At 53.9% G+C, this 17,283-nt stretch carries 19 protein-coding genes; all 19 read left to right on the top strand.

All coding sequences use genetic code 11. The annotated features are described in order from the left end of the window. A partial coding sequence (locus GXP58_04920) for a flagellar hook-basal body complex protein (GenBank protein ID NOY52947.1) occupies nucleotides 1–941 on the top strand: 941 nt, incomplete at its 5' end. 344 nt (nucleotides 942–1,285) lie between these two features. Then, the gene (locus GXP58_04925; protein NOY52948.1) at nucleotides 1,286–2,053 is read left to right on the top strand and encodes a motility protein A; all 768 of its coding nucleotides are present in this window, start codon (nucleotides 1,286–1,288) and stop codon (nucleotides 2,051–2,053) included. Between the two features lie 86 nt (nucleotides 2,054–2,139). Beyond that, nucleotides 2,140–2,979, top strand: coding sequence for an OmpA family protein (locus tag GXP58_04930; protein NOY52949.1), 840 nt, complete (start codon nucleotides 2,140–2,142; stop codon nucleotides 2,977–2,979). Next, complete coding sequence (locus GXP58_04935) at nucleotides 2,980–3,504, top strand: flagellar basal body protein FliL (GenBank protein ID NOY52950.1); 525 nt, start codon at nucleotides 2,980–2,982, stop codon at nucleotides 3,502–3,504. 6 nt (nucleotides 3,505–3,510) lie between these two features. Next, a complete protein-coding gene (gene fliM, locus GXP58_04940; protein NOY52951.1) occupies nucleotides 3,511–4,491 on the top strand; it encodes a flagellar motor switch protein FliM in 981 nt (326 codons plus the stop codon). Nucleotides 4,492–4,506: 15 nt separating this feature from the next. Continuing rightward, nucleotides 4,507–4,881 carry a flagellar motor switch protein FliN gene (gene fliN / locus GXP58_04945; GenBank protein NOY52952.1) on the top strand — a complete coding sequence of 125 codons (375 nt, stop codon included), beginning with the start codon at nucleotides 4,507–4,509 and terminating at the stop codon, nucleotides 4,879–4,881. Between the two features lie 156 nt (nucleotides 4,882–5,037). Beyond that, nucleotides 5,038–5,586, top strand: coding sequence for a FliO/MopB family protein (locus tag GXP58_04950; protein NOY52953.1), 549 nt, complete (start codon nucleotides 5,038–5,040; stop codon nucleotides 5,584–5,586). After that, nucleotides 5,579–6,349, top strand: a complete 771-nt coding sequence (gene fliP, locus GXP58_04955) for a flagellar type III secretion system pore protein FliP (protein ID NOY52954.1) — start codon at nucleotides 5,579–5,581, stop codon at nucleotides 6,347–6,349. Before GXP58_04950 ends, fliP begins: the two co-directional genes overlap by 8 nt. Before the next feature lie 27 nt (nucleotides 6,350–6,376). Next, the gene (fliQ, locus tag GXP58_04960) at nucleotides 6,377–6,646 is read left to right on the top strand and encodes a flagellar biosynthesis protein FliQ (protein NOY52955.1); all 270 of its coding nucleotides are present in this window, start codon (nucleotides 6,377–6,379) and stop codon (nucleotides 6,644–6,646) included. 51 nt (nucleotides 6,647–6,697) lie between these two features. Continuing rightward, the gene (fliR, locus tag GXP58_04965) at nucleotides 6,698–7,486 is read left to right on the top strand and encodes a flagellar type III secretion system protein FliR (GenBank protein NOY52956.1); all 789 of its coding nucleotides are present in this window, start codon (nucleotides 6,698–6,700) and stop codon (nucleotides 7,484–7,486) included. After that, entirely contained in the window at nucleotides 7,483–8,553 is a 1,071-nt protein-coding gene (flhB, locus tag GXP58_04970; GenBank protein NOY52957.1) for a flagellar biosynthesis protein FlhB, read from the top strand. The genes fliR and flhB overlap by 4 nt, the downstream gene beginning before the upstream one ends. Further along, the gene (flhA, locus tag GXP58_04975; protein ID NOY52958.1) at nucleotides 8,554–10,617 is read left to right on the top strand and encodes a flagellar biosynthesis protein FlhA; all 2,064 of its coding nucleotides are present in this window, start codon (nucleotides 8,554–8,556) and stop codon (nucleotides 10,615–10,617) included. Nucleotide 10,618: 1 nt separating this feature from the next. After that, nucleotides 10,619–11,902 (top strand): flagellar biosynthesis protein FlhF, encoded by a 1,284-nt coding sequence (gene flhF / locus GXP58_04980; protein ID NOY52959.1) that lies wholly within the window; start codon nucleotides 10,619–10,621, stop codon nucleotides 11,900–11,902. A 25-nt stretch (nucleotides 11,903–11,927) separates the two neighbouring features. Continuing rightward, nucleotides 11,928–12,809, top strand: a complete 882-nt coding sequence (locus tag GXP58_04985) for a MinD/ParA family protein (GenBank protein NOY52960.1) — start codon at nucleotides 11,928–11,930, stop codon at nucleotides 12,807–12,809. 3 nt (nucleotides 12,810–12,812) lie between these two features. Then, entirely contained in the window at nucleotides 12,813–13,565 is a 753-nt protein-coding gene (locus tag GXP58_04990) for a FliA/WhiG family RNA polymerase sigma factor (protein NOY52961.1), read from the top strand. A 130-nt stretch (nucleotides 13,566–13,695) separates the two neighbouring features. Continuing rightward, nucleotides 13,696–15,627, top strand: coding sequence for a HEAT repeat domain-containing protein (locus GXP58_04995; GenBank protein NOY52962.1), 1,932 nt, complete (start codon nucleotides 13,696–13,698; stop codon nucleotides 15,625–15,627). A gap of 10 nt (nucleotides 15,628–15,637) precedes the next feature. Next, entirely contained in the window at nucleotides 15,638–16,525 is an 888-nt protein-coding gene (locus tag GXP58_05000) for a protein-glutamate O-methyltransferase CheR (protein NOY52963.1), read from the top strand. A gap of 123 nt (nucleotides 16,526–16,648) precedes the next feature. Beyond that, a complete protein-coding gene (locus GXP58_05005) occupies nucleotides 16,649–17,017 on the top strand; it encodes a response regulator (protein ID NOY52964.1) in 369 nt (122 codons plus the stop codon). Between the two features lie 16 nt (nucleotides 17,018–17,033). Then, nucleotides 17,034–17,283: response regulator (locus GXP58_05010; GenBank protein ID NOY52965.1), on the top strand; the 250-nt coding region annotated here is incomplete at its 3' end.

The raw sequence follows: 17,283 nt of genomic DNA on the forward strand, positions 1-17,283 counted from the left end.
CGACTTCCACAAATCAGGGGGCCTATGACGGTTTTACCTGTACTTACAATGCCTCAACCGGGTCGTACAAACTGGTCTCCGGAACCAATTCGTCTTCTTCCGACGTTGCCGTTTCCGGGGGAACGGCACAGGCGGCGCTCTATCTGAGTACGGCCACAGGTGCGACAACGACCGGTGCCTTTGATGTCTCCAACCCTCTGACGAGTTCAAATTTCTCCACGGCTCTGACGATCTACGACTCTCTCGGCAACGGACACCAGGTCAATATCTATTTCCGTAAGGATGATACCAACGACTGGAGCTGGTATGCCGTGACCGATTCCAGTGACAATGCAAACGGGACCGGGGATCAGGTACAGGCCCGGGGAAATCTCCAGTTCAATACTTCCGGGCTCCTCTATGATGCGGATTCCGTGACGTTGCCGACGGGAGGATTCGACTTTGTCGGCGGGGGGACGGAGAACCAGGTCATCTCCTTCGACTTCGGAACGGATGTAGCCGGCGGAGGGGCGGGGAGTGACGGGATCACCCAGTACGGCCTGACCTCTACGACCAGTTTCCAGAGCCAGGATGGATATACCTCCGGGTCGCTGCGAAATTTCAGTGTGAACAATGCCGGGCTGATCACCGGAAATTTTTCCAATGGCCGTACCGTGAATATCGCCCAGGTTGGGCTGGCAACCTTCCAGAGTAATGACGGGCTGAGTCGTATGGGAGGAAATCTCTTCCTCGAAACCGCCGATTCCGGTCAGCCGATCATCGGTCAGCCATCTTCCGGCGGCCGGGGGAACGTTAATTCCGATTCCCTGGAGCAATCAACGGTTGATCTGGCTCAGGAATTCGTCAACATGATTACCAACCAACGTGGTTTCCAGGCCAATTCCCGTACCATCACCACGACCGACCAACTTCTGCAGGAACTGATTAATCTTAAACGGTAATCCGCATCGGGGGAGGCGTCTGCCTCCCCCATTTTTTTTCGTCAAAGGGCTGACTCATTCTCCGGAAATTGACGGAAATTTTCTCCCGTTGCGCATCGATCCCGTATCTCTTTCTTGTTCCGTGACCGATTCTTTCCGTTTTTGTGTCCATGCACGGTTTTAGCGCTGAATTAAAAGGAACATGATTTCAAATAGATAGCCCATGGTTTTGGGATACGGCCTCTTTTGTTCTTTGCCTGGCGGAATAAGTCGGGAAAGGTCCCACCCTGAACGGGATTTGGCATATGGATTGCTTTTAAGAAAGTTCGAGTTTCTTGTCCGGAACCTTCGGAAGGCGGATTGATATGGATATTGCAACCATTGTCGGGATTGTCCTGGCCTTTGCCCTTGTGCTGATGGCCATTCTTTCCGGGGGAGGTCTGATTATTTTCGTCGATGTGCCCTCCCTGCTCATCGTTGTGGGGGGAGTGGTCGGGGTGACCCTTGTAAACTATCCTTTGAGCGACATGCTGAAGGTGATGAGTGTTGCGCTCAAGACGTTATTCCCCACCAACGCGAATCCGACGGAATATATCAGCAAATTGGTGGAGTTCTCCGGCCTGGCACGGAAAGAGGGGATCCTGGCCCTGGAAAATGCCTCTGCCGAGATCAAACATGAGTTCATGAGAAAGGGGATCCAACTGGCGGTCGATGGTCTTGAGAATCAGGCGATCCGGGATATTCTGGAGACGGAGATCGACAAGCTGGAGCAGCGGCATAAGTTAGGTGCCGAGCTTTTTACCGCGATGGGGACTTACGGTCCGGCCATGGGAATGATTGGGACCCTGATCGGACTGGTGCAGATGCTCCAGACGATGAACGATCCGAGTTCGATCGGTCCGGCCATGGCCGTGGCTCTGCTGACGACCTTTTATGGAGCGATTATGGCCAACATGCTTTTTCTGCCAATGGCGGGAAAACTGAAAAACAACAGTGCCAAAGAAATCTTTACGGACGAATTGATTATGGAAGGGATCCTGGCGATTAACAGCGGCGACAACCCGCGGGTGGTCGAGCAGAAGCTTCATGCCTTTATTGCACCGAAACTGCGAAAGTCGAGTTTTGACCAGTAATGAGTTGCCGGAAAAAGCCGGCGGCATTTTCCCGATGATGGCGGCGCGGGCGCAGTTCTCAGAGAACCCTTGCAAAGAGATGGTCTATGGCGAAAAAGAAAAAAGGTTGTGACTGCGAACCGGGTCTTCCCGGATGGCTGGCAACCTTCTCCGACATGATGACGCTGCTGCTGACATTTTTCGTGTTGCTCCTTTCCATGTCCTCCATGGACCAGCAGAGGATCAAAGAGGCGATCGGTTCCCTCCAGGGGTCTTTGGGGGTTCTTCAGGGGGGGACGAAGACGGAGATCAATGTCCGGGAATTGATTCCATCACTGGAAATCGTGGAAGTCGCAAGGCGCAAGCTGATTGCACAAAATTTTAATGAGGTCAGGAAATGGTTGACCAAACTGAAGATGGAGGAAAAAGTCCGGGCCGGTCTGACGAAAGACGGGATCCGCCTGCATATCGACAGCCGCCTCCTTTTTCGGGTCGGTGGTGCCGAGATTAATCCCGAGGCGATTCCCGTTCTGGACAAGATTGCCGAGGTCCTTCGTTCCAACCGGGCCGTCGTCCAGATTGAAGGACATACGGACAACGTCCCGATTCATACGGCACGCTATCCTTCGAACTGGGAACTTTCCACTGCACGAGCGGTCAATGTCCTCCGGTACTTTGTCGAAAAGGAGAAGATCGATCCGGCAAGGTTCTCCGCCGTGGGGTATGGGGCGATGCGGCCCATCGCGTCGAATGACACACCGGAGGGCCGGGCCACAAACCGCCGGGTGATGTTACTCCTGAAATATCCAAAAGCCGGGATTGGCCGAAAGACAGAGGAAAAAGATGCCCGGGAAAAATTGTGGATGCTGGCCCCGAAAAAGAGGAAAGGAGTTCACGTTTCGTTGAACTTACGGAAGGAATTGAAACTGTATCAGGGAGGGAAATAGATGGCGGATGCAAAAGAGGCAAAGAAGGGAGTTCCCGAAGAAAGCGGTGAAGCGGCTGTGCCGAAGAAGTCCAAGGGTAAACTGATCATTCTCCTGGTGACGGCGCTGATGGTCCTGGGGGGCGGAGGATTCGGTGTTTACCAGTTCGTGCTGAAAAAACCGGTGGAGAATGTTGAGGCCAATGTCCCGGAAAAAACACCCAAGGAAAAGGTCGACGAAGTAGTGGGAACGATGTATCCCCTGCAAACCTTCCTGGTGAATATCGGGGATGAGGAGGAAAACAGATTCTTGAAGACCACCTTGACACTGGAACTGGACAACGATGCCGTGAAGGATGAACTGGACAAACGGATCGCCCAGGTTCGGGATATTATCCTGCTCCAACTCAGCACCAAGCGGTTCTCCGATGTCCGGACCGTGGACGGCAAATATATTCTGCGGGAAGAACTGCTGGACAAACTGAATAGTATCCTGATTACCGGAAAGATCAAGAATATTTATTTTACCGAATTTATCGTGCAGTAAGAGGTAATGATGACCGACATTCTCGATCAAAATGAAGTGGATGCCCTGCTCAAGGGGGTGGACAACGGTGATGTAGAGACCGAGACCAACGTTGCGGCGAAGGAATCGGAGGAGATGATCTATGACCTGACGAACCCCGAAAAGATTATCCGGGGGAAGATGCAGGCCTTGAACGTCGTCCATGACAAGTTTCTGAAACAGTTTCAGAATTCTCTCAGTTCCTTCCTGCGGATGGATGTCTCGCTGTCACTCCTGAGTTTCGATGTGATGAAGTATGTCCGGTTTATTGAAACCGTTCCGCTTCCGACGAGCCTTTGTATCCTGAGTGTGGAGCCGAACAACCGGGCGATGATTCTTCAAATGGATGCCGTATTTGTCTTCAGCATCATGGACATCCTTTGCGGCGGAGACGGCAATAGCCGGTTCAAGGTTGAAGGTCGTGAATTTACTTCCATCGAGCTGAAGATCATTGACCGGGTGGCGAATCTGGCCGTCGCGGACCTGACGCAGGCCTGGAAGCCGGTGATCCCCTTCGTCTTCTCCCTGAAGAAAACCGAGATGAATCCCCGATTCGTGACGGCCGTGGAACGAACGGAAACACTGCTGGTCTTTGATTTCGAAGTGGCCATTGAGCAAGTCAATTGCTGCATGAAGATCTGCATCCCCTATTCTACGATTGAGCCGTATCGGGCCGATCTTTCCGGAGAAGTACATACCAACAAGGTGATGAAACAGGATGGGAAGGCGGGCCGATGGCTGCAGACAAATCTGAAAGCGATGGAGGTCAATGTGATCGCGGAAATGGGGCAGGGGGAAGTGACCTTCCGGGATCTCATGCAGCTTAAGGTCGGCGATATTATTGAGTTGACACGGACGGAAGAGGACCCCTTAACGGTCTTGTGTGAGGGCGTTGGAAAATACAAAGGGCTGCCCGGACAGCATAACGGGCACATGGCGATACAGATTCTTTCTCCCATCGGATCCTAAAGGAGGGAACCCATCATGGCGGAACAAGAAGTCCAGGAAGCTGCCCCGACGGAAGAGACCGTCGAAACGGAACCGACGATGGAAGATACGTCGGTTAAGGAACCGGAAGTGAACGAGGGGGAAGCCCCGATGCGAAGTCTCGACTTTATTCTTGATCTTCCCTTGAAAGTTTCCGTGGAATTAGGACGGACCCGGATGCTTGTCAATGATTTGCTGCAGTTGGCGCAGGGGTCGATTATTGAGCTTGAAAAAATGGCCGGAGATCCTCTCGAAATTCTGGTCAACGAAAAACTGGTTGCCCGGGGAGAAGTGGTGTCGGTGAACGACAAGTTTGGTATCCGCGTGACCGACATTATCTCTCCGACGGAACGGATTGAACAGCTCGGGTGAGGGAGAGCCAGGCACAGAGGGGCAAAGGGGGAGAGGCACAAAGGGGCAAAGGCAAAAGCGAAAAGCATGAACCACGGGGAACACGGGGAGGCACGGGGGAAAGGCAAAAGTCAAAGTCAAAAGCAATTGACCAGAACACGGAGAAGCATAAAACCTATGAATAGACCGGGTCTGAATGTCCACCGGGGAAGAACCCCGATGCTTTGCGGAATGATCGTTTTCTCCGCCATCTTTTTCTTTTCTACGCAGGTCCCTGCAATCACCTCTCCGGCAGAGGGCGGGAAATCCATTGACTTTCTCAAGGCTCCGGTACCCGATCCTCCGGGACGGAGTGCAGCGAATGCGGCGGTTCCGGCCCTGAAGTCGGAACCTCCTGATCTTTTGCGGTCGGGAGTCCGGATGATCACATCGTTGATTGTTGTGGTCGGGATCATGCTGCTCATTGCCTATGGGGCGAAACGTTTCCTCGCCCGGAAGGGGACGCTTCCCGGAAAGGAAGCGATGATCCGAATCCTTGCCACGCGGTATCTCGGCGCCAAAAGCAGTCTGAATGTGGTGGATGTGGATGGGGAGCGCTTTGTGATCGGGATTTCTCCGCAGGGAATCTCATTTCTGACCGCATTGTGCAATCTGCCGGGAACGGAAGGGCGGGAGGGTGGAGAGAAATCCTTCGAGCATGTGCTGCGGAGAAACCTGAATGAGTAAGTTTCTGAAGAAGATATGCGGTTTCCTGCCGGTGATGGTTCTGTTTTGCGGTATTCTGCATGCGCTTCCCGTGGAGGCGGTCACGGTGCCGAACCTGAAGCTGAGCTTCGGCGCGGCCACCAGCCCGGAGCAGGTCTCGATGACCCTTCAGATCCTGATTCTGCTGACGGTGCTGACCCTGGCTCCGGCGATTCTGGTGATGATGACTTCTTTCGTTCGGATCATCGTGGTCCTTTCGTTTCTCCGGCAGGCGATCGGTACCCATCAGGTTCCTCCCAACCAGGTCCTCGTCGGTCTGGCCCTTTTTCTGACTTTTTTTATTATGACCCCGGTCTGGACACAGGTAAACCGGAATGCGCTGCAACCCTATCTGCATCACGAGTTGTCCCAGGGGGAGGCCTTCGATCGTGCCATGGTCCCGATTCGAAAATTTCTTTTTCACCAGACCCGGGAAAAGGATCTTGCCCTCTGTATCCGTCTCTCGGGGGAGGGGAAACCGAAGAATCGCAAGGAGGTCAAAACCATTCCGCTTCTGACCGCTTTCGTGATGAGTGAACTGAAAACGGCTTTCCAGATCGGATTCATGATCTATATTCCTTTTCTGGTCCTCGATATGGTGGTGGCCAGTATTCTTCTTTCCATGGGAATGATGATGCTGCCTCCGGTCATTGTTTCCCTGCCCTTCAAGCTGATGCTTTTCGTGCTCGTTGACGGGTGGTACATGATTGTGGAGTCCCTGATCAAGAGTTTTGGGACGATGTAGCGGCGAAGAGAATCTCGGAGAAATATTATGACCCCTCAGTTTGTCATCGGATTTGGGAAGCAGGCACTGGAATTGACGCTGATGCTTTCCGCTCCCCTTTTGATCACGGGAATGATCGTCGGGCTGCTGATCAGTATTGTCCAGGCGGCAACACAGATTCAGGAGATGACCCTGGTTTTCGTGCCGAAGATTGTCGTCGTCATCGTGACGTTGATCTTTTTTGCGCCCTGGCTGCTTGATATCCTGACGACCTTCACCTCATCGGTCATTGCAAACATTCCGGCCTATGTACACTGAGAGGAGGATCATGACTCGATATCCCTTGAAGATCCGGAACGGGAGGTGGGAATGAATCCTCTGGATCTTTCCTTTGGACAGTTCCAGTATTTTGTGCTGATCCTGGTCCGTGTGTCGGCGATCATTATGACCCTTCCGGTACTCGGAAGCCGTAATGTTCCGGTCATGGTCAAAGCCGGTTTTGCTCTGCTGACCTCGATCCTGGTCTTCCCAACAGTCAGGACATCCGGCGTGATCGTCCCGCAGGAGAACTTGACCCTGATCCTGGCGATCCTGCGGGAGATCGGCATCGGCCTTTTGATCGGCTATCTCGCCCGGCTTCTCTTCGCCGGTTTTCAGGTTGCCGGACAAATGATCGGGTACCAGATGGGCTTCGCCATTGTCAGTGTTTTTGATCCGCAAAGCAGTTCTCAACTTTCGATTATGGCCTATTTTGAGAACCTTCTGGCGCTGCTTCTTTTTCTTTCTCTGAATCTCCATCATGTACTGCTTCGCGGTCTGGCGGAAAGTTTCCAGTTGATCCCGCTTTTGGGGGCGCATTATCCCCTGGCCATCATGCAGCAGCTGGTCCGGAATACGGGAGATCTGTTTGTCCTGGCCGTGAAGATCGGCGCCCCGGTGATGGCGGCGCTGCTCTTTACGAATGTGGCGATGGGCCTGATCGCCCGGACCGTACCGCAGATGAATATCTTTATCGTCTCTTTTCCTTTCCAGATCGGATGCGGGTTGATTGTCCTTGGGCTCAGTCTTCCCCTGACGGTCAAGATTTTTGAACACTCTTTCGTGACCCTGGAGCAGAATCTGCAGCATCTGTTCCGGATGATCCGGATGGGGACCTGATGGCACAAGGATCGGACCAGGAAAAAACGGAGCGCGCAACTCCGAAAAAAAGGGAAGAAGCAAGAGAGCGCGGCCAGGTAGCCAAGAGCCGTGAGATTGCATCGACGGCGGTCTATCTCTCTATGCTCCTCGTCTTCTATTTCTTCAGTCCCTATTTTATGCAGCACCTTTTAGGATTGATGCGGGAGTTCCTTTCTCAGGCCACCCGGATGGAAATCACACAGGCCAATATGATGTTGCTGACCGACCAGGCCGTCTTGCAGCTCTTCTGGATCCTGGCCCCGCTCTTTGTCATTGCCTTTGTCATGGGATTTCTCGGAAATGTCCTGCAGTTCGGCTTTCTCCTCAGCGGGGAAGCGCTGATGCCGAAATTCGACAAACTGAATGTGTTCAAGGGGATCGGCAAGATGTTTTCGAAAAGCGCTCTCATGGAACTGATCAAGTCGATCGCCAAGATCGTCGTGGTCGGTTTCCTTGCCTATTCCGTGGTTAGGGATGAGTTTTTCCGGACTTTACCCTCTCTCGTGGATATGGATGTATGGGGGATCTTCTTCTATATTTCAAGGGTTTCCTACAAAATTATGCTCCATGTACTCTGGTTTCTTATCCTCCTCTCCGCCATCGATTATGTTTTTCAACGTTGGCAGTTTGAAGAAGATCTGAAGATGACCAAACAGGAAGTCAAGGATGAATACAAGCAACGGGAAGGGGATCCTCAGGTCAAGGCCCGGGTCCGAAGCATTCAACGGGAGATGGCCCGCAAACGGATGCTGACCGACGTGCCGACGGCCGATGTGGTGGTAACCAACCCGACTCATTTTGCCGTGGCGCTGAAATATGATCCCGAACAGGGAGCCGCTCCCCGGGTGGTGGCCAAGGGCGCAGACTTCCTCGCGGCCAAGATCCGGGAGGTTGCGAAGGCACATGGGGTACCGCTGGTGGAAGACAAACCGCTGGCCCGGGCCCTTTACAAGGGGGTCAAGGTGGGGCAGTTCATTCCGGAGAATCTTTACAAGGCGGTCGCTGAGATCCTGGCGTATGTGTACAGCCTGAAAGGAAAACACTAAATGTTGGAATTCTGGAAACGTTTTGCGAATCAGAGTGAACTCTTCCTTGCCGCCGGGGTGGTGATGATCCTCGGGATCATGGTGATTCCCATGCCGCCGGTCGTCATGGATACCCTCCTCTTCTTTAATATTGCCTTCTCCCTGGTTATTCTATTGGTTGCCATCTATACGGAGCGGCCTCTCGATTTTTCAATCTTTCCAAGCATTCTTTTGATGACGACCCTCTACCGGCTGTCGCTCAATGTTGCCTCGACCCGTCTGATTCTCCTGCATGGCGGAGAGGGGACCAAGGCCGCCGGCAATATCATTCAGGCCTTCGGAACCTTTGTGGTCGGAGGGAACTATGTCGTCGGTATGGTTGTGTTTCTGATTCTGGTGATTATCAACTTTGTGGTCATTACCAAAGGTGCAGGCCGTATTGCGGAAGTCGGCGCACGGTTTACCCTCGATGCATTGCCCGGCAAGCAGATGAGTATCGATGCCGATCTGAATGCCGGTTTGATCAATGAAGCCCAGGCCCGGCAGCGGCGGAAGGATGTAGAGATGGAGGCGGATTTCTACGGGGCCATGGACGGGGCCAGCAAGTTTGTCCGGGGGGATGCCATTGCCGGGATCATCATCACGATCATCAATATCCTGGGGGGGTTGGTGATCGGTGTCCTCCAGCAGCACCTCTCCGTGACGGAAGCCGCCCAGACCTATACGCTCCTGACGGTCGGAGACGGCCTGGTCTCCCAACTCCCCGCATTGATTGTTTCGACGGCGGCCGGCCTGGTGGTGACGCACGCCTCCACGGGGGGCAGCCTCGGGGTTGCCGTGATCAAGCAACTCTTTTCCAATACCCGTGCCATTGCCGTTACGGCGGGGATCATGTTTCTCCTGGGATTGATCCCCGGTCTGCCGCAGATCCCTTTCCTTTTCTTTTCCGTGGTGATGGGAGGTGGGGCCTATCTGATGCACTCACGACAGGAAAAAACCCGGCAAGCGGAGGAAGAGGAGGCCGCAGCGCCGCCACCGCCGGAGCCGGAACGGATTGAACGGCTTCTTCCCCTGGATCTGCTGGAAATGGAGATCGGCTATGGCCTGATTCCCCTTGTGGATCGGGAACGTGGAGGAGATCTGCTGGAAAGGATCCGATCGGTTCGGCGTCAGTTTGCCACGGAGATGGGAATTATCGTTCCCCCGCTTCATATCCGGGATAATCTGAAACTCAAGGCCGGCGAGTATGCCTTCCGGATCAAAGGCGAAAAGGTGGATGGAGGTGAGCTGATGATGAACCATCTTCTGGCGATGGATGGCGGGAACGTCAAGGATCGGATCCGGGGGATGGAGACCACGGAGCCGGCCTTTGGTCTGCCGGCACTCTGGGTGAATGAGCAGGAGAAGGATCGGGCCAAGATGTCCGGTTATTCCGTGGTCGATCATTCCACGGTCATTGCGACACACCTGACCGAGATGATCCGGAAGCATGCCGAAGAACTGTTAGGGCGGCAGGAGGTGCAAAGCCTTCTGGATCATTTCGGAGAAACGTATCCCAAAGTTGTGGAGGAACTGGTGCCCAACCTGCTGAGTCTCGGCGCCGTGCAGAAGGTCCTCCAAAACCTGCTGAGTGAACGGATTTCGATCCGGGATCTGCGGACCATTCTGGAAACGCTGGCCGACCATGCGGAATATACAAAGGATACGGATCTCCTGACGGAGTATGTCCGTCAAAAACTGGGTCGATCGATTACCCGGCCTTATATGGACCCGGCCGGGGAACTCCGGGTGATCACCCTGGATCAGCAGGTAGAAGACCAGATCTCCGAATCGATTACTCGTCATGAACAGGGAACTTTTCTGGCCCTGGATCCCGTTGCAGCGCAGAAAGTCATCAGCCGGATCGGCAAAGCGATGGAAAAGGCCGCCTCCATGAACATTGAGCCGGTTCTGCTCTGTTCCCCCGGGATCCGGATGGTTCTACGCAAGATGACGGAGCGCTTTCTGCCTGACCTGGTTGTGCTTTCCCATTCCGAGGTTTCTCCCAATACGAAAATACAATCGGTTGAGTCAGTGAGGATTTAATATGCAGATTAAAAAGTATGAAGCCGTCGACATGCCCTCTGCGGTACGGATGATCAAAAATGATCTTGGCTCCGATGCGGTGATCCTCTCGACCCGGAATGTGCGGAAGGGGAAAGGGACATTCGGGCTTTTCGGCCGGTCGATGGTCGAGGTGACGGCGGCGGTGGATCGGGATCCGCAGCCGCGGGAACCGAAGAAGTTCGGCCGGACTCTTTCCGAGACAATCCACCGTACCTCGCCGCCTTCCTCCGAAGGACTGCCGAACTGGGTGAACCCTTTACGCAGGGATCTTCAGGAATTACGGGAGGAAATGGACGCTTTTCACTCCGAACGGTCCGGTTCGCAGGAACTCCAGGGGTTGATGGAGGAACTCAACAGCGTGAAGGAGATGATGAAAACACATCTCCCCGTCCGTTGTGAGGATGAATTATCACGTTATCCGGAACCGCTCCGGAAAACAGCGCAATGCCTCATCGAGAACGAAGTATCGCCCCTCCTCGTGGATCAATTGATCCGGAGGATCAGCCGGCGTTTTCCGGCATCCAGCTATGGGACGGACAAAACGTTGCAGGGGACCGTCCGAAGAATCCTGGGCAATCTCTTCCGGGTCCGGGAGGGGATCCGCCGGGACGGGGATGGGCCGAAGAAAGTCGCTCTGGTCGGTCCGACCGGTGTGGGCAAGACGACCACCCTGGCTAAAATCGCAGCGGAAAGCGCCTTGGCAGGAAACGAACGGGTTGCCCTGGTGACGATCGATACCTACCGGATTGCAGCGATTGAACAGTTGAAGATCTATGCCCGGATCATCGGGATCCCGGTGGATGTTGTGGTCCGTCCGGAGGAGCTGCACCGGGTTCTCGCAAAGCACCACGACAAGGATTTGATCCTGATTGACACGGCGGGCCGCAGTCACCGGAATCGTGCGCAGATCCGGGAGTTGGAAAGAGCCCTTCAGGGGGAAGAGAAAATGGAACGTCATCTGGTTCTCAGTGCAACGACCAAACAGTCCGATCTGAGCCGTATTCTCCGGAATTTTAAACCGGTGGATTATGACTGTCTGATTTTTTCAAAGATCGATGAGGGGAGCCGTTTCGGAACGCTCCTGAATTCCGTGCTGCAGGCCGGGAAACCGATTTCCTATCTGACCGATGGACAACGGGTTCCCGAGGACCTTCATCTCCCCAGGGTCGAGGACCTGGTTGAACTGGTTCTCGCACCCAATCGGGTCCGTCTCTCCTCACCGATTCAGGAAATGAAACCGAAAGCCATGCGTGCCATGCAGTGAACGCGTTCAAGGATCATCCGTGATCATGGAGGAAAATATGGATCAGGCCGGGACATTGCGTACCATCGTGAATCAGCAGGAGAAGAATGAAGGACCGATCAAACAGGTGAAGGTTATTGCCGTGACCAGTGGGAAGGGGGGGGTCGGAAAGACCAATATTGTGGCCAATCTGGCGTACACGCTTTCGGCGGTGAACCGAAAAAGAGTCATGGTCCTTGATGCCGATCTCGGACTGGGAAATCTGGATATTCTTCTGGGGCTGGCGCCTGAATACAATCTGGCCGATGTGATTGAGGGGCGAAAGAATGTCCGGGAGATCGTTCTGGAAGGTCCCGGGGGAATCAAGATCCTGCCTGCCGGTTCCGGGATACAGACGATCACGGAATTAGGCCGGGCGGACAAGGCCAATCTGCTGACACAAATCGACGAACTGGAGGAAGAGATTGATTTCCTTCTCATTGATACGGCGGCGGGGATCTCGTCCAATGTCATGTTTTTTAACGTGGCGGCACAGGAGATCCTGGTCGTGGCCTCGCCGGAGCCGACTTCGATTACCGATGCCTATGCGCTGATGAAGGTCATGTCACAGGAGTATGCAGAGAATCATTTCAAACTGCTCATCAACTCCGTAAAAAATGAAGCCGAAGCCAAGGGCGTTTATAAAAAGCTTTGTACTGTGGCGGATCGTTTCCTGAATATTTCGATCGACTATTTCGGTTTTGTCGTGACGGACCCGGTGGTGACGCGGTCGGTGCGGCAGCAAAAGGCCATTGCCGAGTTGTTCCCGGGGTCGCCGGCAAGTCTTTGCTTTCGCAGTATGGCGAACAGCCTTTTAGAGAGCAGTGACTCAGACGGCGTTACGGGGAATATACAGTTTTTCTGGAAGCGGATCTTTCAAATAGGGTGAAGGATGAATAAGACACAACGGGCGACCCTGCAAGTTACGGAAACCTTTGACCGTGCCAAGCGGGACGAGCTGATTCTGACCTATGCGCCGCAGATTAAGTATATCGCTCATCGTCTCGCCATGCGTCTGCCGGCCCACATCGAGGTGGACGACTTGATCAGTTCCGGCGTCATCGGTCTGATTGATGCCATCGAGAAGTTTGATCCGAGTCGGGATATCCAGTTTAAGACCTATGCGGAATTCCGCATAAAAGGGGCCATGCTCGATGATCTTCGGTCCCAGGACTGGATTCCCCGCTCCGTACGGCAGAAGGCGGGAGCGCTGGAACGGGCCTACGCGGAGATTGAGCAACGGGAAGGACGGGCGGCGACGAACGAAGAAGTGGCCGAGGCTCTGGAGATGACGATGGACGCCTTTTATGATCTCATAAGCCGGGTGAAGGGGCTTTCGCTGATCAGTATTGAATGCGGCGATGAGGAAAATATCCTGAATCGAAGGATCTTTGAATCCTTGACCGGCGATCCGGAAGACAACCCCCTGTCGATTCTCAAGGACAAGGAGTTGAAACAGATTATCGCCCGGAGTATCGAGACACTGCCGAAAAGCGAAAAGATGGTGGTTTCTCTCTATTATTATAATGAATTGACGATGAAAGAGATCGGCAAGGTCCTCTCCATTACGGAGTCCCGGGTCTCTCAAATCCATACCCAGGCAATGCTGCGGATGAGGGGGAAATTGAAAAAAGAACTTAAGTGAATATCGGTAAATTCCGATAAAGAAATGCAGATGAAATTCCGAGAATAAAAATCGAACCATTGTTAAAGTGAGAAACCGGGCGGGCAGGACTGTCCGTGAACGGAGCGGATCTGTCCTTTTGGAGCGGGCCATGATGCTGCAGGTGAAACGGGAACTTTCGGAGTTGTTTTTACAATTGAGAAGCGAGGACCCCGAATTGCGCCGTCAGGCCGCACGAATGTTGGGCGAGACGGGGAGTCCCAAGGCTGTTCCGGCCCTGGTCCGGGCACTGGAAGACCCCCATCGAGGTTGTCAGGAAGCAGCGATGGGGGCTCTCACTGCAATCGGTGGAGAGGAGACCATTCAGGAACTTGCCGGGCTTGTCTCCAGAGGGAAGGCCTATGTACGAAATGCTGCGATCGAAATCCTGGAACTGATCGGACGGGATGCGCCGGCACTTCTGATGCACCTATTCCAGGAGGGAAATGATTCCGTCCGGATGATCGCAGCCAAGATCTTCGGCCATCTCCATGCCGTAGAAGCCATTCCCGTCGTGACGGATTTATTGTACGATTCGAATCCCAACGTGCGTTGTGCGGCCCTGAACGCGCTGGGGGCGATCGGGGCCCGGGAGGCGCTTCCCCGGATTCGTGAATTTCTGAAAGACCCGGAAGAATGGGTTCGTTTTTCCTCTATCCAGGCCCTGGGGAATCTCCGGGATCAGGCTTCTCTTCCGGCATTGTTGAGCCTTCTCGATGACAATGTTGCAGAATCAACCTGTTGGGTGGCCGTAGAGGCGCTGGGCAGGATCGGGAGTGTTGAGGCACTGCCGAAACTGTTCGCCGCACTTCCCCGCGCCACACCGCTGGTTCAGCACCAGATCGTGCATCACCTCGTCCGGATTGCCTTACAGAACAACGAAGAGGATGCATGGCGGGTGGAGGCTTTCGCTCCCTATGAAAGCTATTTTATTGCAGCCCTGAAAAGCCCGCAGAAGGAGGTCCAGGACTCTGCGGTCCAGGGGCTGGAATGGATCGGGACCGCCGGTGCCGTCATCCCGCTTCTGACCTTCGCCCGGGCCCTTCATGAATATGCAGAAGAAGACCGCGTCAATGCTGTTCGAAAGACCTTGACGGTGATCGGCGAGCCGGATGAACTGATTCGTCTCCTTTCAGAATCGGATTGCACGGGTGCTCCGGACGAACTCGTCTTGAAACTGGCCGGGGATGTCCTGGGGAAGTTGCGCGAATTCCGGGCCGTGCCGGCCATCATTCGGCATCTTGAAGCTCCTCCGGAACCTGTCCGCCGTACGATGGTACGTGCCCTTGGACGCATCGGGGATCCCGGGGCCGGTCCCGCTCTGATCAATCTTTTAGAGGACGGAAACGGACATGTGAGAAAAGAGGCGGCCTTCTCGCTTGGGCGAATCGGTGACGAAGAGGCTGTGCTCCCCCTCTTTGAAGCCCTTGACCGGGAGGAGTTCATGGATGTGCGGGAAACGATCCTTCATGCCCTCGTGGCCATCGGCGGCGATCGAGTCAAGGAAAAGTTCCGGGAATTTGTTTTTTATCCCGACCCCGATGTGCAGGCTCTGGCCATTCAGGGAATCGGCCTTTTAGGGGACGATGAGGCATGTGATCACCTGATTGCCAATCTGGGGAACGAAAACGAACGGATTCGTCTCAAGGTTGTCGAATGTCTGGGCAGGATTGATTGCGACCGGATGATGGAACCCTTGATTCACTCCCTGAACGACGAGAGTGAACAGGTCCGTCTGGCCGCCGTAGCGGTTCTGGCAGCGCATCCTTCAACGTCGGTCGTCCGTTCTTTGATCGGTTCCCTGTATGACGACAGTCATTGGGTTGCCTTCAAGTCCGCCGATGCACTGGGGCGGATCGGCGACCCCGTGGCGGTGGAAACCATGATGGCCCTTCTGCAGACAACCGATGATGTTGCTTTGAAGATTGCACTGGGTCGGGCTTTGAAGAAAATCGGTGATCCGCGTTCCGAGACGATTCTGCGCAGGATGGCGCTGGATCCGAATCCGGATATTCGTGCGCTTTTTTCGGGAAATGGGGAGTAATCCGTTGGTTATGTCGCCTTCCGTGAAAAAGGATGTAAAATCCCGTCCGGTGCCGATGTTGGAGAGGATACGGATTGATAAAAAATCCTTCCGGAATCTCCGGCAGATCATCTATGAACGTTCCGGGATCTCTGTGACGGAGGGGAAAGAATATTTACTGGAGAACCGCCTTGCCGACCGGCTGAAAGTAAACCACTGTAAATCCTTTGAGGAGTATGACTATTTCCTCCGTTATGAGCCGGGCGGAGAAGCGGAAATCGTCCGGATGGTGGAGTGTATCACTACCAACGAAACCTACTTCTTCCGGGAGGAGAGTCACTTTACGATGCTTCGGGAGGAAATTCTTCCACAGTTGGCTGAACAGAAAAGGTTCCGGGTGAACCCGTTAATCCGGATCTGGAGTGCCGCTTCCTCCACGGGGGAGGAGCCGTACACGATCTCCATCGTTGTGGAAGAGGCAAAACGGAACTTGTCAGGTGTGCGGGTGGAGATCCTTGCCAGTGATATCAATGATGCGGTGATCCGGTCCGCCCGTCGCGGGATTTATGAAGAAAATTCCGTCCGCCATATCCCGCCGGACATTCGAACGCGATATTTCAGCAAAGAGGGTGCCCGTTATCGTCTGGACGAGAAGATCAAGTCGCAAGTCCGTTTTGTCCATCTGAATCTGGTAGACAAGAACCGGCTGCGAAGTGCATCCGGGATGGATATTATCTTCTGCAAAAATGTCTTGATCTATTTTGATCCGGTCATGAAGAAGAAGGTCGTTGAGTCGCTCTATGATTCCCTGCTGCCGGGCGGATATCTCCTGATCGGCAGATCGGAAGCCCTCCATGATATTTCACGGGCCTTCCGACCGATGAAGATGAAAAACGGTCTGGTCTATCGGAAGGAATAGCTCCATTGTTTCTTCAGACGGGAGAACGCAGATTCTGCCGGGGGATATACATCGAAGATCCGTTGCAATGTTCAAAGCGGTACCGGAAGAAAAACAGAATCGATTTTCTGGAAAGGGCTTCTCATGGCAACTCGAATTTTGGTCGTGGATGACGACAACATCACACGAAAGTTTGTCAGCTTCATTCTGAGGTCGGAAGGTTTTGAGGTCATTGCAGCGCAGGATGGAATGGAGGCCCTGGAGATGATGGGCGGGACGGAGGTGGATCTGGTTATCACCGATCTCAATATGCCGAAGATGGATGGGGCCGAACTGATCCGGACGATCCGGAACGGGTCCGTGCAGCCCGATTTGCCGATCATCATGTTGAGTACGGAAGCGGATGAAGAAAGCCGGGACCTTGTTTTTCAGGCCGGTGTGTCGGATTACATGATCAAGCCTGTATCACGGAAAGAGCTGACGGACAAGGTTCGGGATTGTGTGAAGAATTGACGGGAGGACTGCACCGATGATGAATACCGATATTGATGTCCTGGTGGTGGATGATTTCCCGACCATGCGGAAGATCATCATGAACCTGCTCAAGCAGCTCGGCTTCAAAAAGATCAAGGAAGCCGAAAATGGTGAGCATGCCCTGTCCGTTCTCCGGGCGGATCATGTCGATTTTGTCATTACGGACTGGAACATGCCGAAGATGAGCGGGATCGATCTGTTGAAATCGATCCGGGCCGATACCGGTCTCAAGTCGATGCCGGTTC

The organism is Deltaproteobacteria bacterium (assembly GCA_013151235.1).
In the GTDB taxonomy this organism is placed as follows: domain Bacteria; phylum CG2-30-53-67; class CG2-30-53-67; order CG2-30-53-67; family CG2-30-53-67; genus JAADIO01.

Excerpts from the sequence above, each read along its gene's own strand:
- GXP58_04925 (NOY52948.1), top strand. The coding sequence starts at position 1,286 with ATGGATATTGCAACCATTGTCGGGATTGTCCTGGCCTTTGCCCTTGTG.
- GXP58_04930 (NOY52949.1), top strand. The coding sequence starts at position 2,140 with ATGGCGAAAAAGAAAAAAGGTTGTGACTGCGAACCGGGTCTTCCCGGA.
- GXP58_04935 (NOY52950.1), top strand. The coding sequence starts at position 2,980 with ATGGCGGATGCAAAAGAGGCAAAGAAGGGAGTTCCCGAAGAAAGCGGT.
- fliM (NOY52951.1), top strand. The coding sequence starts at position 3,511 with ATGATGACCGACATTCTCGATCAAAATGAAGTGGATGCCCTGCTCAAG.
- fliN (NOY52952.1), top strand. The coding sequence starts at position 4,507 with ATGGCGGAACAAGAAGTCCAGGAAGCTGCCCCGACGGAAGAGACCGTC.
- GXP58_04950 (NOY52953.1), top strand. The coding sequence starts at position 5,038 with ATGAATAGACCGGGTCTGAATGTCCACCGGGGAAGAACCCCGATGCTT.
- fliP (NOY52954.1), top strand. The coding sequence starts at position 5,579 with ATGAGTAAGTTTCTGAAGAAGATATGCGGTTTCCTGCCGGTGATGGTT.
- fliQ (NOY52955.1), top strand. The coding sequence starts at position 6,377 with ATGACCCCTCAGTTTGTCATCGGATTTGGGAAGCAGGCACTGGAATTG.
- fliR (NOY52956.1), top strand. The coding sequence starts at position 6,698 with ATGAATCCTCTGGATCTTTCCTTTGGACAGTTCCAGTATTTTGTGCTG.
- flhA (NOY52958.1), top strand. The coding sequence starts at position 8,554 with ATGTTGGAATTCTGGAAACGTTTTGCGAATCAGAGTGAACTCTTCCTT.
- flhF (NOY52959.1), top strand. The coding sequence starts at position 10,619 with ATGCAGATTAAAAAGTATGAAGCCGTCGACATGCCCTCTGCGGTACGG.
- GXP58_04985 (NOY52960.1), top strand. The coding sequence starts at position 11,928 with ATGGAGGAAAATATGGATCAGGCCGGGACATTGCGTACCATCGTGAAT.
- GXP58_04990 (NOY52961.1), top strand. The coding sequence starts at position 12,813 with ATGAATAAGACACAACGGGCGACCCTGCAAGTTACGGAAACCTTTGAC.
- GXP58_04995 (NOY52962.1), top strand. The coding sequence starts at position 13,696 with ATGATGCTGCAGGTGAAACGGGAACTTTCGGAGTTGTTTTTACAATTG.
- GXP58_05000 (NOY52963.1), top strand. The coding sequence starts at position 15,638 with ATGTCGCCTTCCGTGAAAAAGGATGTAAAATCCCGTCCGGTGCCGATG.
- GXP58_05005 (NOY52964.1), top strand. The coding sequence starts at position 16,649 with ATGGCAACTCGAATTTTGGTCGTGGATGACGACAACATCACACGAAAG.